The following is a 15,359-nucleotide window of genomic DNA, read 5'->3' as shown; positions in this document are numbered from 1 at the left end:
CAACGAAACCGGCGCACACCGCGCCGGTTTCCCCACCGTTCAATATTCAGGCCCCGTCGCCTCTCAGCATATGTGCTGTGCCGACCGTATGGAAATCAGCGGTCCAATTAAATTTCTATGCACTGACCCAGTAAAAGCGATCAGACCTTAAGGCCAAAATCCCATAGCTCATTTTATGTCGGGTATCGCATCCGGACCCCACGAATTAGTCATCCTTTTTTTGAAAGCGTATGAGCAGCGCCCAAATTAAAAAAACACCGAGCGACAGGAACATCATCGCCCAGCCCGGACTGCCGGTGAGCAATTCAAACCCGCCCCAGCCGAGGATGACCAGCACCAACAGCGCCCGCACCCAGAGTGGTCGGTAAAGCGGGTGGTCAAACTCGAACATCTGTGGCCTCATGGATGTCTGTCGGGATGTCTGGGGTTCAACGCCCCGGCGCGATGATGACGCCAGAGCGTGTTTTCATAGTCTTTCGTCAGACTGCAACGGGGGTCAGCCAGACCGGTTCCTTGGCCTCGGCACTGTCGACGACCGCCTCGACAAAGGCAACGCCTTTCAGCCCGTCATAGGTCAGAGGCAGGTTCTGCCCCAATGCGCCGGGCGCGCGCCCGTCCCGACGGGCACGGATCGCTTCGGCAAAGCCCGCATACAGGTTCGCAAAGGCTTCGAGATAGCCCTCCGGATGACCCGGCGGCGTGCGCGAGCGCAGACGGGCATCCTCGCTGACCTCGTCAGAGCCGCGTTTGATGGTCTGAACACGTCCGTCGAGAGGCGCGTAAACCAATTCGTTCGGCTGTTCCTGATACCACTGGAACGACCCGGTCTCGCCGAACACCCGCAACCTCACGCCGTTGGAATTGCCGAGCGCGACCTGTGAGGACCAGAGCAAGCCACGCGCGCCGCCTTCGTAGCGCATCATCACATGAGCGTTGTCGTCCAGAGCGCGACCTTCGACAAAGGTGGCCAGATCGGCCGTCAGGGAGGCGAGTTTCAGCCCCGTCACAAAGCCCGCGAGATGGTAGGCATGGGTGCCGATATCGCCGATGGAGCCTCCCCGCCCGTTTTTTTTCGGATCGGTGCGCCACGCGGCTTGCGCGTTGCCCTGCTGTTCGATGGGGGCAGCCATCCATTCCAGCGGATATTCCACCTGCACTGTGCGAATTTTACCAATCTCGCCCGCCGCGATCCGCACCCGCGCTTCATGCACCATCGGATAGCCCGAATAGGTATAGGTGACGCCGACAAAGCGCCCGCTTTCGCGCGCCAGTGCCTCAAGCGCGATTGCGTCTTCGAGCGTCGCCGTCAGAGGTTTCTCGCAAATCACGTCGAAACCTGCCTCGATCAAAGCTTTGGCAATCGGGTAATGGGTAAAGTTCGGCGTACAAATGGCAACGGCATCGACCCGATCCGAACGGTCCTTTTCGCCCGCGATCATCTCCTCATAGCTGCCGTAACTGCGAGCCGGGTCGATGCCCTGACTCAAGGCAAAGGCGCGCCCCTTGTCGGGGTCGACATCAAACGCGCCAGCCACAAGATGCCACGCCCCGTCCAGCCGTGCGGCAAGGCGATGAATATTGCCGATATAGGCCCCTTGCCCGCCGCCAACCATCCCGAGGCGCAACGGGGTCTGATAGTCACTCATAGGTCCTCCAATCCGAGCATGGCCCGGTTCGCGGCGCGGTCTGCGCCAGATTTTACGAAATCATCGAACGCGCGGTCGGACACGCGGATGATGTGATCTGCAATGAACTGCGCGCCCTCGCGCGCGCCGTCTTCGGGGTTCTTGATGAAACATTCCCATTCCAGCGTCGCCCAGCCTTCGAACCCATAGGTCGACAGGTTGGTAAAGATCGCACCGAAATCGACCTGACCGTCACCCGGCGAGCGGAACCGACCTGCGCGTTTCGACCATGGCATGAACCCGCCATAGGCACCCGATTTGCCATCGGGGCGGAATTCGGCGTCCTTGACGTGGAAGGCCTTGATACGGTCGTGATAGTGGTCGATGAAGGCCAGATAATCGAGCGCCTGAAGCACGAAATGGCTCGGGTCGTACATGATATTGGCCCGCGGGTGTCCACCGAGCTTGTCGAGAAAATACTCCCAGCTGTGACCGTCGTGAATGTCTTCGACAGGGTGAATTTCGAAACAGGCATCCAGCCCATGCGCATCGAAATCGTTCAGGATCGGCGTCCAGCGCGCGGCAAGTTCGGTAAAGGCCTCGTCCACAAGCCCCTCGGGCCATTGCGGATAAGGATAGAGATAGGGCCAGGCCAAAGACCCGCTAAAGGTGGTGTGCGTGGTGATCCCGAAGCGCTGCGATGCGCGGGCGGCAAAGCGCAGTTGCTCCTCCGCCCAGGCGCGCCGCGCCGCAGGGTTGCCGCGTACATGCTCCGGCGCAAAACTGTCCATGATCTGGTCGTGCGCGGGGTGTACGGCGATGAGTTGGCCGGTGATATGCGAGGCGAGTTCGGTCAGGATCAGGCCGCTGTCCGACAGGATGCCTTTGATCTCATCGACATAGGTCTCGCTCTCTGCCGCCAGTTTCATATCGATCAAACGGGTGTCCCAGGTCGGGATCTGGACCCCTTTGAATCCCTTGGCAGCGGCCCATGTCGCGAGGCTGGGCAAGCTGTCATAAGGCGCATCGTCGGCGGCGAATTGCGCCAGAAAGACCGCGGGTCCTTTGAGTGTTTGCATCGCCTTACGCCTCCAGCGCTGCGCCGGGCACAGGCGCATCGTCATAGCCGCCGTAGACGGACTGATCGAAGGGGATGACCGCGCCCGTCATCATGCCGGCATCCTCAGAGGCCATCCACAGCACGGCGCGCGCCACTTCTTTCGGGTCGAGAATGCGGCCAAAAGGTTTGGCTGCCGCCGCCCGGTCGATGAAATCGGGATCGCCCGTTTCCGACAGCACCAGCGCGCGTTCGTGATCCGAATTCATCCAGCCGATATCGAGTTGGTTGACGTGAATCCGGTTGCGCATCAGGGCAAAGCTCGCGTTGCGTGTCAATGTCGCCAAAGCGCCTTTGGAGACGGCATAGGGACACAGGAAGGGTTGCCCGGTCAGGCCAGACATCGAGCCGATATTGACGATGCGCCCCTCGATCCCCTCGCGGATCATCACCTTGGCCGCATCCTGAATCAGGATGAACGGCGCACGGGTGTTGACCGCCATCATTCTGTCGAACAGCGCGGTCGAGGCGTTGAGGATATTGCCGCGATCCGTCAGACCGGCGGCGTTCACCACACAATCGACGCGCCCGAAACGGGCCACCGTGGCCGGAACGATCCCGCGCACGGCGTCAGCATCCGCGAGATCCGCGGCATGCATCTCCACCGGCACACCGGTGTCTTTGGTGATGGCGGCGGCGACGGCCTGACCTTTGTCCAGACCGCGCCCGACGATCACGAGACCGGCGGCCCCGGCCTCGGCAAAACAGCGGGCAATCGCCGCGCCAAGGCCCTGCGTGCCGCCTGTGATGATGGCGATTTTACCTTTGAGACTGTTCATGCGAGATCCTCCGAAGTCACAACGTCATACCCTGCCGCCGCCATGACGCGCAGCAGCTCCCGGTGGCCCTTTTGGGCCATTTCAAGCGGCGGGGACACTTTCGGGTCCTGTTCCGCTTCGACAACGAACCACCCTTCGTAACCATGACCCGCAAGGGCTTTCACGATCGCCTCGAAATCGAGGCTGCCGTCACCGGGAACGGTGAACGCCCCTTTCACCACCGCGTCGAGAAAGCTTTCTCTGCTGCGGTCGAGCGCGTCGATCACCTCCAGACGCACATCCTTGGTGTGAACGTGGCTGATCCGGGCGTGATGGTTTTCGATGACGCGCAGCACATCCCCACCGGCAAATGCCATGTGGCCCGCATCGAACAGAAGCGGTACGGAGGACTGTGCCATAAAGTGGTCGAGCTCCTCTTCCGTTTCAATCGCGGCCGCCATGTGATGGTGATAGCTGAGCGGCATGCCTTCCCTGGCGCACCACTCGGCAAAATCCGAGATTTTGCGCCCATAGCTCTCGATCTCGGCCGCGTCGAGTTTCGGCTTGGTCGCCAGAGGGGCCGATTTAACCCCCTGAATCGAGCGCGCGGTTTCGCCATAGACGATACAGGGCGCTCCGGCGGCTTTGAAAAACTCAAGTTGTTCGGCGATACGGTCCTTTTCGACCTCGATATCGCCATCCAGCAACAGCCCCGAGAACCACCCACCACACACGGACATGCCGTAGCGCGCGAGGACGGGACCGAGTTCGGCCATGTTCATCGGAAAGCGACGTCCGGTTTCCATGCCGGTGAACCCCGCCACCGACGCCTGCCGCAGGCATTCTTCGAGGCTTACATCGTCCGACAATTCTTCAAGATCGTCATTCCACCACGCAATCGGCGCGATGCCCAGTTTGGCTTTCAACATGTCTTAAACTCCCCGCCGTTGCGTCTTTCGGAATGCTTCTTGTTCCGCGCGTTTCTCCATGACGGTCTCGCGCGGCGAGACTTCGGGCGCGCCGACGTACCAGCCCGGTCCTCCGGGGGTCCAGGCATGGGCATCCGAGGCGATGCTGATGATCGTCGTCCGGTCGTTGGATTTCGCCCATTCCAGCGCGGGTTTGAGATCGGCGATCCCCTCGCAATGACGCGCGAGCGCCCCCATGGATTCGGCGTGTTTGACGAAATCGACATGCAGCGGGTTGTTCTTGTTCAACACGCGGCTGTCTTTGAGCAGGTTGTTGAAACCCGCCCCGCCCATATTGGTTTGCAAGCGGTTGATCACCCCGAAGCCGCCATTGTCACAGACCACGACAATCATCTTGTGGCCGGACAGGACAGAGGAATAGATGTCCGAGTTCATCATCATATAAGAGCCGTCGCCCACCAGAACGATCGGCGTGCCGCCGATGTCCTGTATCGCCATGGCCGTGCCCCATGCGCCTGCGATTTCATAGCCCATGCAGGAAAACCCAAATTCGCAATCGAAGGTATTCACGCCTTTGGTCCGCCAGTTCTTCACGGTTTCCCCCGGCAATCCCCCGGCCGCCGTCACGACGGTATCCATGTCTCCGGCGACCTCGTTCACGATGCCGATCACCTGAGAATAGGTCGGCACCTCTGCGTTCGTCGGAGTCTGAAGTGCATCGAGCATCTCGTTCCACTCTGCATAGAGCGCCTGCGCCTGTTGCATCCGCGCGGGCGGCGCCTGCCAATCCCCCATGGCCGCGTCGAGATCGACCAGCACCGCCAGCGCATCGCCGACAACCGGCAGGGACATATGCTTGCCCGCATCGTATCGCGCCGCGTTGATGTTGATGAATTTCGTGTCCTGCGCGAAGGTGGTCCAGGAGCCGGTCGCGAAATCCCCGAGACGCGTGCCGACCGCAATCACCACATCGGCGGTCTCGGCCAGTTTCATGGCCGCATCCGTGCCCTCGATCCCGAGCGTGCCGACGAAAGACGGATGGCCATGCACCGTCGTACCCTTGCCCGCGATGGTTTCCGCCACCGGAATGCCCCGCTCCGTCGCAAAGTTCATCAGCGCCTCATTGGCCCCTGAATACCGCACGCCACCGCCCGCAATGATCAAAGGAGCTGTCGCGGTTTTCAAAAGTGCGACTGCCGCGTCGATTTGATCGAGGGACGGGCGCGGGCGCGGGATGGTCCAGGTGCGCTCGGTAAAGAACACCTCGGGATAGTCGTAGGCGATTTCCTGAATGTCTTGCGGCAGACCGATAAAGGCCGGGCCGCAATCCGCCGGGTCCAACATGGTTGCAAGCGCTTGCGGCAGAGATTGGATGATCTGCGCCGGGTGGGTGATGCGGTCCCAATAGCGCGACACCGGCTTGAACCCGTCATTCACGGTGATGGTCGGATCGCCGTAATGTTCGACCTGCTGCAAGACCGGATCGGGAAGACGGTTGGTGTAGGTGTCCCCCGAAATGATCAGAACCGGCAGGCGGTTGGCATGGGCCACACCCGCGGCGGTGATCATATTCGTGGCCCCCGGGCCGACCGAACTCGTTGCGATCATAAGCTGACGGCGCTGCTTTGCTTTGGCATAGCCGATCGCCGCCAGCGCCATGGATTGTTCGTTTTGCCCGCGCCAGGTCGGCAATTGATCCTGCACGCGTTCCAGCGCTTCGGCAAAGCATGTGACATTGCCGTGGCCGAAGATGCCAAAGACGCCCGCGAACAGCGGAACGCGCGCTCCGTCAACTTCGGTGAACTGATTGCATAGATAACGCACGACGGCCTGCGCCATGGTCAAGCGGACGGTTTTCTGGGTCATCTCGCCTCCTCCTGCGGATGTGTTTTGAAAGTCGCTGCGAAATGCATATTGACATTAAAAATATTTTGCAACGATTATTGCAACAAATCCAAGGGAGGAACAATCATGCTAAAAATTGCCGTTCTCGGCTGCGGCCGTATTGGTCGAATGCACGCCGAAAACATCGCTCGGCACCCGCGCGCAGAGCTTGCGGGTGTCTATGACGTCTTTGAGCCAGCCGCTGCAGAGCTTGCCGAAAAACTCGGTGCAAACCGCTTTGCCAGCGCCGAGGCGGTTTTCGCGTCTGACGCGGTCGATGCCGTGTTGATCGCGACCTCAACACCCACTCATTCCGATTTCATCGAACAGGCCGTCGCGGCCAGAAAACCAGTCCTGTGCGAGAAACCCATCGACCTCTCGCTGGCCCGCGTCGAGGCCTGTGCGAAGGCCATCGCAGGCACGGATGTGCCGATCATGCTGGGATTCGTGCGACGTTTCGATGCCGGACACCGCGCCCTGCGCGATGCGGTCCGGGCGGGGCGCATCGGCACGCTGCATCAGGTCGCGATCACCTCGCGTGACCCCGATCTGGCCCCCGAAAGCTATATCGCGGAGTCGGGCGGCATCTTTCGCGACATGACGATCCATGATTTCGACATGGCGCGGTTCGTGCTGGACGAGGACATTACCGAAGTCACGGCCATGGGGTCCCGCTTTGTCGCGCCGGAGATGATGGCGAAATATGACGATTACGACACCATCACCGTCACGTTGAAAACCGCCAGCGGGAAACAGGCGGTGATCACCAATTCGCGCCGCGCCGTCTACGGCTATGACCAACGGGTCGAAGCGTTTGGGGACGCCGGCATGGCCCTGTCCGACAATTGCCGCCTCAACAACATGCAACTCTCTGCCGCCGATTACACTGGCCAGGGCGCGGCGTTGCAGAATTTCTTCATCGACCGCTATGACGCGGCCTTTGCCGCAGAAATCGACGCCTTTGTCGATGCGGTTGAAAACGGTCAGCGCCCGGAGGTCGGTTTCGAAGACGGGCGTCAGGCCCTCTTGCTGGCCGAAGCCGCCGTCCTCTCCGTGGCCGAAGGCCGTACGGTTCACACAAGCGAATTGGGTTAAGTCATGTATGAGAACTTCGGATTGTTCATTGATGGGGCATGGCGCGGCGCGGCGCAGGCGCTGGAGGTCATGTCCCCCGTGACGGAAAAATCGGTCGGGACCGTGCCTGCGGCCTCTGTCGCAGACACCAAAGACGCGCTCGATGCCGCCGCCCGCGCCCTGCCACGGCTGAACGACATGGGGGGCTTCGGGCGCGCCGACGCGTTGCACAAGGCCGCCGATGAGATGTATGCGCGCACCGATGAAGCCGCGCAGATGATTTCGACCGAGACCGGCAAGCCACTGGCACAATCGGCCCGCGAATGGGGGCTCGCCTGCGATCAGTTCCGCTGGTACGCCGAGGAGGCCCGGCGCATCTATGGCCGTGTGGTGCAAAGCCGCGTGCCCGGAGGTCGGTTCGAGGTGACACGCGAACCCGTCGGCATCGTCGGGGCCTTTACCGCCTGGAATTTCCCCGCCGCCCTGCCCGCCCGCAAACTTGCGCCGGCACTCGCGGCGGGCTGCCCTGTCGTGTTGCGCCCCTCGTCCCAGACACCCGGCGTCGCGATGGTGATGGTCGATTGCCTGCGTGCGGCGGGATGGCCCGACGGGGCGGTGAACCTCGTCGTCGGCGCGACCGCAGACACATATGCACCGATCATGGCCGATCCGCGTGTGCGCAAAGTGTCGCTCACCGGCTCGACACGCATCGGACAGCAAATGATCCGCGATGCGGCGGACACCGTGAAAAAGGTCTCGATGGAACTGGGCGGCAACGCGCCCTTGATCATTTACGAGGATGCGGATCTGGAGACGGCGCTCGATCTGACCGTCGCCACAAAATTCGGCAATTGCGGTCAGGTCTGCGTGACGCCCGATCGTATCTTTGTACACGACAGCCTGCATGACGCGTTTCTGGCGGGGTTTGTCGAACGGACCCGCCAAATCGTTGTCGGCGACGGGCTGGACCCCGCCACGGGGATGGGGCCGCTGATCAATGGCGGACGCCTCTCCGAGATCGACGGCATCGTGCAGGACGCCCTCAAATCCGGCGCGACGCTCGAAACCGGCGGCCAGCGGGCGGCGTCTCACAACACCGGCCATTTCTACGAGCCGACCGTGCTGAGCGGCGTGACCGATGACATGCGGGTGTTCAGGGAGGAAAACTTCGGACCGATTGCCGCCATCACCCGGTTCGACACCGTGGATGAAGCACTGACCCGCGCCAACGCCTCGGAGATGGGGCTGGCGGCCTATGCCTTTACCCGCTCGCCCGATCTGGCCCGCAAAACCGCAGCCACGCTCAAAGCCGGCATGGTCGGGATCAACAGCTTCGCCCTCGCCGCCTCCGAGGTTCCCTTTGGCGGAACGAATTATTCGGGCATGGGCCGCGAAGGCGGGACCGAAGGGCTTGAGGATTACCTCGACACCAAGCTCACCCAGATCGTGTTTTAAGGAGAGGCGACATGTTCGAGAACAAGCTCAAGAAACACCTCGCCGCAGGACGCCCCGCCATCAACGGCTGGCTGTCGATCGGCAATCCGTTCACGGCAGAGATCATGGCCGCGCAGGGCTATGACAGCGTCAGCATCGACATCCAGCACGGCGCGCTGGATTATACCTCCGTCCTGCCGATGTTTCAGGCGATGCGGGCCTCCGGTGTCACGCCCATGGCCCGCGTGCCGTGGCGGGAACCGGGCATCATCATGAAGGCGCTCGATGCCGGGGCGCAGGGCATCATTTGTCCGATGATCAACTCCGCCGAGGAAGCCGCCGAATTCGTGTCCTACATGCGTTATCCGCCGTTCGGCCAGCGCAGCTTCGGACCGACCCGTGCGACGATCGCCTATGACGGATACGGGCTTGCGGCCAATGAGGAAGTTCTGGCTCTGGCGATGATCGAAACCCAGAACGGTGTGGACAATCTCGAAGAGATCGCCGCCACGCCGGGGCTCGACGGCATCTACATCGGCCCGGCAGATCTGACCATCGGCACGCAGGAGGGCCGCCTCCCGCCGGGGTTCGACCGCGAAGAACCGGAGATGATCGCGCTGATCCGCAAAATCCAATCGGTCTGTGCGAAGAACGGCATCTTTGCCTGCCTGCACTGCGGAACGCCTGAATATGCGGCCAAAGCCATCGGTTGGGGCTTCAACCTGACCACGGTTTCGGGCGACTCGCGCCTTTTGGCCGGAGCCGCAGCCAGCTCCGTGCGCCAGTGGCGCGATGCTGTGGAAAGCGGCCTGACACACAGTGCCACCCCGGATGCAGGAGGTTATTGATGCCGCATCTTCTCGTTGCAGGAAAACTGCACCCCGCGGGCGAGGCGCTGTTGCGCAGCCTGCCCGCGCGCGGTGTGAGCGTGGAATATGTCGAAGAGGTCTCCGAGCCATCTTATGCCGGGTTGATCCACAAAGCCGATGCGCTTGTCATCCGCACACAGCCGCTCTCAGCGGAGACCATCGCCAAGGCCCCTGCCCTCAAGGTGGTGTCGCGTCATGGTGTCGGCTACGACTCGGTCGATGTCGCGGCGCTCAATCAACGGGGCGTGGCGCTGACCATCGTGGGCGACGTCAATTCCGTCTCCGTCGCAGAACATGCGATGATGCAAATCCTTGCCGCCGCGAAACGGGTGCTGCGGGCAGATCGCGCGGTGCGCGTGCCTGCGGAGTGGAATTGGCGCAATGCGCTCGAACAACAGGAAATCACGGGCAAGCGTCTTTTGATCCTCGGCTATGGCCGCATCGGTCGGCATCTGGCACGTATGGCCTCCGGGTTTCAGATGGATGTACGGGCCTATGACCCCTATCTGGAAAAATCCGGCTGGCCGGACGGCCCCGTGTCCCCGGTGTCCGATCTGCACGAGGGACTGGCCTGGGCGGATTGCATTTCGGTGCATATCCCGAAGGGGGCGACGCCCATCATCGGTGCCGCGGAATTTGCGGCGATGAAACCGGGTGTCATCCTCTCCAATACGGCGCGCGGCGGGGTCGTGTGTGAAACCGCTCTGGCCGAAGCGCTGGCCAGCGGGCGGGTCGGTGCGGCGGGCCTGGACGTCTTCGACGACGAGCCGCCGGGGGCGAACTCGCCGCTCTTCGGCATGGATCAGGTGATTTTGTCGCCGCATATTGCGGGGCTGACAAACGAATGCGGTGAGCGGATGGCGATTGCCTCCATCGAAAATGCGTTGAACTATCTCGATGGTACAATCGAGCCCGCTCTGGTGGTGAATTCCGCGCAGATCGCGCAGTAAGGACGGAACATGAACAATAAACCGAAACTCAGAATTGGCTTGATCGGCACGGGGTTCATGGGGAAAACCCATGTATTCGGCTTTGCCTCAGCGCCCAAAGTGTTCGATTTGCCCTATGAGATCGAATTGCACACCGTCGCCGATATCAGCGAAGAGGCCGCGCGCAAAGCGGCGCATGATTTCGGTTTTGCGCATGCAACAACCGATTGGCGCGACCTTGTGAACAGCCCCGAGATCGACGTCATCGACATCACCGCGCCGAATGCCCTTCACAAAGAAATGGCGCTTGCCGCGATTGCGGCGGGCAAACACGTCTATTGCGAAAAACCGCTGGCCCCGCTGGCGTCTGACGCCGAAGACATGGCGATTGCGGCAGAAGCGGCCGGGGTGAAAACACAGGTCGGCTTCAACTACCTCTGCAATCCGATGCTCAAACTCGCCAAAACCATGATCGCCGAAGGCGAGCTTGGCGAAATTCGCGGCTACCGTGGCCTTCATTGCGAAGATTACATGGCCGATGCCTCGTCGCCGTTTTCCTTCCGTCACGACCCGGCGGGCGGTGGCGCGCTGGCCGATATCGGCAGCCATGCCCTCGCCACGGCGGAATATCTGCTCGGCCCGATCACAGAGGTTCTGGGCGATTGCATCACGATGATCCCGACCCGCCCCGATGCGCAGGGTGGCACCCGCGCGGTTCAGGTCGACGATGTCGGACGCGCGTTCGTGCGATTCGCCAATGGGGCGCAAGGCTCCATCGAGGGCAACTGGATCGCGACAGGCCGCAAGATGCAGCATGACTTCGAAGTCTACGGCACCAAAGGTGCGTTGAGCTTTAGTCAGGAGCGGTTCAACGAATTGCATTTCTACAGCACGGAGGATGCCGTCGGTCGGCGCGGTTTCCGTCGCATCGAGGCCGGACCCGATCACGATCCCTATGTCCGCTTCTGTGTGGCACCGGGGCATCAGCTTGGCTTCAACGATCTGAAAGCGATCGAGGTGGCGGGCTATCTGGAGGCCATCGCGGGGCTTCGGGCGGAACCTTTCGGTTTCCGCGACGGTCTGCGCATTCAGCGGCTGGTCGAAACGATTCAGGCCTCTTCCAAGGACCGGTGCTGGAAGTCCGTCCCCAGTTGAAATTGACAGCCGATCCCCATCGGGCCCTTCAAAACTGAGCCCCTTATAAGAATGTAGAGATTCTCGCAGACGCCCGCAGGACATGCCCCCGGGCGTCACTGGAAAGGAGACTCCCAAAATGGCCGAATTTCAAAAAGTTCTGATCGCGAACCGTGGAGAGATTGCGATCCGCGTGATGCGTGCTGCGAACGAGCTGGGCAAGCGCACGGTTGCCATCTATGCCGAAGAGGACAAGCTCTCCTTGCACCGGTTCAAGGCGGATGAGGCCTATAAGATCGGCGAAGGTCTGGGGCCGGTGGCGGCCTATCTCTCGATCCCGGAGATCATCCGGGTGGCGAAGCTTTCGGGCGCCGATGCGATCCATCCGGGCTATGGGCTGTTGTCCGAGAACCCCGATTTCGTCGATGCCTGCACCGCAGCGGGCATCACCTTCATCGGCCCCAAGGCCAAAACCATGCGCGAGCTGGGCGACAAGGCCTCGGCGCGCAAGGTCGCCATTGCGGCGGGCGTGCCGGTCATTCCGGCGACCGAGGTTCTGGGCGAGGATTTCGATGCGATCCGCAAAGAGGCCGCCGAGATCGGCTTCCCGCTGATGCTCAAGGCCTCCTGGGGCGGTGGCGGGCGCGGGATGCGTCCGATCATGAACGCCGAGGAGCTTGAGGAGAAGGTCAAGGAGGGCCGCCGCGAGGCCGAAGCCGCTTTTGGCAATGGCGAAGGTTATCTGGAAAAGATGATCATCAAGGCCCGCCACGTCGAAGTTCAGATTCTTGGCGACCAGCACGGCCATATCTATCACCTCTATGAGCGCGATTGTTCGGTCCAGCGCCGCAACCAAAAGGTGGTCGAGCGCGCCCCTGCTCCCTATCTCTCGCCTGCGCAGCGCGAAGAGCTGTGCCATCTCGGCAAACGCATCTGCGAACATGTGAATTACGAATGCGCCGGAACCGTCGAGTTCCTGATGGATATGGAGAGCGGCAAGTTCTACTTCATCGAGGTGAACCCCCGCGTGCAGGTGGAGCATACGGTGACCGAGGAAGTCACCGGCATCGACATCGTCCGGGCGCAAATCCTGATCGCCGAGGGCAAGAGCCTCATGGAGGCCACCGGTGTGGCCAGCCAGTATGACGTCAAACTCGACGGCCATGCGCTTCAGTGCCGGGTGACGACCGAGGACCCGACGAACAATTTCATCCCCGATTATGGCCGGATCACCACCTATCGTTCCGCGACCGGCATGGGCATCCGCTTGGACGGCGGCACGGCCTATTCGGGCGCTGTGATCACCCGCTATTACGACAGTTTGCTGACCAAGGTGACAGCCTGGGCGCGCACGCCCGAGGCCGCGATTGCGCGGATGGACCGGGCGCTGCGCGAATTCCGCATCCGCGGCGTTCAGACCAACATCGCCTTCGTCGAAAACCTCCTGAAACACCCAACGTTCCTGTCGAACGAATACACCACGAAATTCATCGACACGACGCCGGAGCTGTTCGATTTCAAACAGCGCCGCGACCGGGCGACGAAAATCCTGACCTATCTCGCCGAGATCACGGTGAACGGCCATCCGGAAACCCTTGGCCGCGCCAAACCCGCAGCCGATGCGCGCAAACCCGTGGTGCCTGCGCTCAAGGCGGACACCCCGCCGATGGGCACGCGGCAATTGCTTGAGGAGCAGGGCGCCGAGGCGGTGGCCGACTGGATGCTGGCGCAGAAAAAGCTCCTGATCACCGACACCACCATGCGCGACGGGCATCAATCCCTGCTCGCCACCCGGATGCGTTCGATCGACATGATCAACGCGGCCCCCGCCTATGCCGCGAACCTGTCGGAGCTGTTCTCCGTCGAATGCTGGGGCGGCGCGACCTTCGATGTGGCCTACCGCTTCTTGCAGGAATGCCCGTGGCAACGTCTGCGCGACATTCGCGAGCGCATGCCCAATGTGATGACGCAGATGCTGCTGCGCGCCTCGAATGGCGTCGGCTATACCAACTACCCCGACAATGTGGTGCAGGAATTCGTGCGTCAGGCCGCCGTGACCGGCGTCGATGTGTTCCGCGTCTTCGACAGTCTCAACTGGGTCGAAAACATGCGCGTCGCGATGGATGCGGTCATTGAGAGCGGCAAGCTCTGCGAAGGCACGATCTGCTATACCGGCGACCTCTTCGATCCGGCACGCTCGAAATACGATCTCAAATATTACGTCAAAATGGGTCAGGAGCTGAAGGCCGCGGGCGCGCATGTTCTTGGGCTCAAGGACATGGCGGGGCTGTTGAAACCGGCGCAGGCGCGCCAGCTCATCACCGCGCTCAAGGAAGAGGTCGGCCTGCCGATCCATTTCCACACCCATGACACCTCGGGCGCCGCCGCCGCCACCATCCTCGCCGCCGCCGACGCGGGCGTCGATGCGGTGGATGCGGCGATGGACGCCTTCTCGGGCGGCACCTCGCAGGCCTGTTTGGGCTCCATCGTCGAGGCCACGCGCTTCACCGAACGCGACACCGGGCTCGACATTGCGGCGATCCGCGAGATGTCGAACTATTGGGAGGCCGTGCGCGGCCAGTACAAGGCGTTCGAGAGTGGTCTTCAGGCCCCGGCCTCTGAGGTCTACCTGCATGAAATGCCCGGCGGTCAGTTCACCAACCTCAAGGCGCAGGCCCGCTCGCTGGGCCTCGAGGAGCGCTGGCATGAGGTGGCGCAGAGCTATGCCGATGTGAACATGATGTTCGGCGATATCGTCAAAGTGACGCCCTCGTCCAAAGTTGTGGGCGACATGGCGCTGATGATGGTGTCCCAGGGGCTGACGCGCGCGCAGGTCGAAGACCCGAAAAGCGATGTGGCCTTCCCGGACAGCGTCATCGACATGATGCGCGGCAATCTCGGCCAGCCGCCGGGCGGCTTCCCGGACAGCATCGTCAAGAAGGTGCTGGGCAAGGAGAAACCCAATCTCGAACGCCCCGGCCTGCATCTTGCGCCCGCGCATTTCGACGAACTCCGCGCCGAACTGGCCGCGAAATTCCCCGACGAAGACTTCGACGACGAGGATTTCAACGGCTACCTGATGTATCCGAAAGTCTTCACCGATTACGTCACCCGCCACGAGCAATACGGGCCGGTGCGGGTGCTGCCGACGAAGAACTTCTTCTACGGCATGCAGGAGGGCGAGGAGATTTCCGCCACCATCGACCCGGGCGTGACGCTTGAGATCCGCTGTCAGGCGATCTCCGACATCACCGAAACGGGCGAGGTGAAACTGTTCTTCGAGCTGAACGGCCAGCCGCGCACCGTGCGGGTCAAGGACCGCTCCGCCGTCGCCTCCGTCAAAGCCAATCCCAAGGCCGAAGCCGGCAACCCCAAACATCTCGGCGCGCCGATGCCGGGGGTTGTGGCGACCGTGGCGGTGACGTCCGGGCAGGCGGTGAAGAAGGGCGATGTGCTGTTGACCATCGAGGCGATGAAAATGGAAACCTCGATCACCGCCGATCAGGACGGCACGATCAAAGCGATCCACGTCACGCCGGGCGCACAGATCGACGCAAAGGATTTGCTCGTCGAGTTCGAGTGAGCGGGGGCTGCAATGAATATTGC

General features: G+C 61.8%; 12 protein-coding genes. 6 read left to right on the top strand and 6 right to left on the bottom strand.

The genetic code is table 11. From position 1 onward, the window contains the following. Positions 1–205 precede the first annotated feature (205 nt). The 6 genes from V1471_RS19025 to iolD form a co-directional block, all read right to left on the bottom strand. On the bottom strand, positions 206–391 hold the full coding sequence (locus V1471_RS19025) for a DUF3329 domain-containing protein (RefSeq protein WP_434291046.1): 186 nt from the start codon (positions 389–391) through the stop codon (positions 206–208). An 88-nt stretch (positions 392–479) separates the two neighbouring features. Beyond that, positions 480–1,613: a Gfo/Idh/MocA family protein gene (locus V1471_RS19020; protein ID WP_434291304.1), complete on the bottom strand. Its 1,134-nt coding sequence runs from the start codon at positions 1,611–1,613 to the stop codon at positions 480–482. 29 nt (positions 1,614–1,642) lie between these two features. Further along, entirely contained in the window at positions 1,643–2,704 is a 1,062-nt protein-coding gene (locus V1471_RS19015; RefSeq protein WP_434291045.1) for a sugar phosphate isomerase/epimerase family protein, read from the bottom strand. 4 nt (positions 2,705–2,708) lie between these two features. Next, positions 2,709–3,521 carry an SDR family oxidoreductase gene (locus V1471_RS19010; RefSeq protein ID WP_434291043.1) on the bottom strand — a complete coding sequence of 271 codons (813 nt, stop codon included), beginning with the start codon at positions 3,519–3,521 and terminating at the stop codon, positions 2,709–2,711. Further along, positions 3,518–4,429, bottom strand: coding sequence for a myo-inosose-2 dehydratase (gene iolE / locus V1471_RS19005; RefSeq protein ID WP_434291041.1), 912 nt, complete (start codon positions 4,427–4,429; stop codon positions 3,518–3,520). Before iolE ends, V1471_RS19010 begins: the two co-directional genes overlap by 4 nt. Positions 4,430–4,432: 3 nt before the next feature. Beyond that, positions 4,433–6,295, bottom strand: a complete 1,863-nt coding sequence (gene iolD, locus V1471_RS19000; protein WP_434291039.1) for a 3D-(3,5/4)-trihydroxycyclohexane-1,2-dione acylhydrolase (decyclizing) — start codon at positions 6,293–6,295, stop codon at positions 4,433–4,435. Positions 6,296–6,400: 105 nt separating this feature from the next. Between iolD and iolG the strand changes: the two genes are divergently transcribed. The 6 genes from iolG (at position 6,401) to V1471_RS18970 (ending at position 15,336) form a co-directional block, all read left to right on the top strand. Further along, positions 6,401–7,408, top strand: a complete 1,008-nt coding sequence (gene iolG, locus V1471_RS18995) for an inositol 2-dehydrogenase (RefSeq protein WP_434291037.1) — start codon at positions 6,401–6,403, stop codon at positions 7,406–7,408. Positions 7,409–7,411: 3 nt separating this feature from the next. After that, the gene (locus V1471_RS18990) at positions 7,412–8,842 is read left to right on the top strand and encodes an NAD-dependent succinate-semialdehyde dehydrogenase (RefSeq protein ID WP_434291035.1); all 1,431 of its coding nucleotides are present in this window, start codon (positions 7,412–7,414) and stop codon (positions 8,840–8,842) included. Positions 8,843–8,853: 11 nt separating this feature from the next. Continuing rightward, positions 8,854–9,669 carry an HpcH/HpaI aldolase family protein gene (locus V1471_RS18985; RefSeq protein ID WP_434291034.1) on the top strand — a complete coding sequence of 272 codons (816 nt, stop codon included), beginning with the start codon at positions 8,854–8,856 and terminating at the stop codon, positions 9,667–9,669. Then, complete coding sequence (locus V1471_RS18980; protein ID WP_434291032.1) at positions 9,669–10,640, top strand: hydroxyacid dehydrogenase; 972 nt, start codon at positions 9,669–9,671, stop codon at positions 10,638–10,640. Before V1471_RS18985 ends, V1471_RS18980 begins: the two co-directional genes overlap by 1 nt. Positions 10,641–10,649: 9 nt before the next feature. Then, positions 10,650–11,774: a Gfo/Idh/MocA family protein gene (locus V1471_RS18975; RefSeq protein ID WP_434291031.1), complete on the top strand. Its 1,125-nt coding sequence runs from the start codon at positions 10,650–10,652 to the stop codon at positions 11,772–11,774. A gap of 118 nt (positions 11,775–11,892) precedes the next feature. Then, entirely contained in the window at positions 11,893–15,336 is a 3,444-nt protein-coding gene (locus V1471_RS18970; protein WP_434287943.1) for a pyruvate carboxylase, read from the top strand. Positions 15,337–15,359: the final 23 nt, after the last annotated feature.

Origin of the sequence: Celeribacter sp. SCSIO 80788 (genome assembly GCF_051054295.1) — a bacterium.
Classification (GTDB): Bacteria; Pseudomonadota; Alphaproteobacteria; order Rhodobacterales; family Rhodobacteraceae; genus Celeribacter.
The sequence above is the reverse complement of the archived record's forward strand: the minus strand, read 5'-3'. Positions and strand labels throughout refer to the sequence as shown.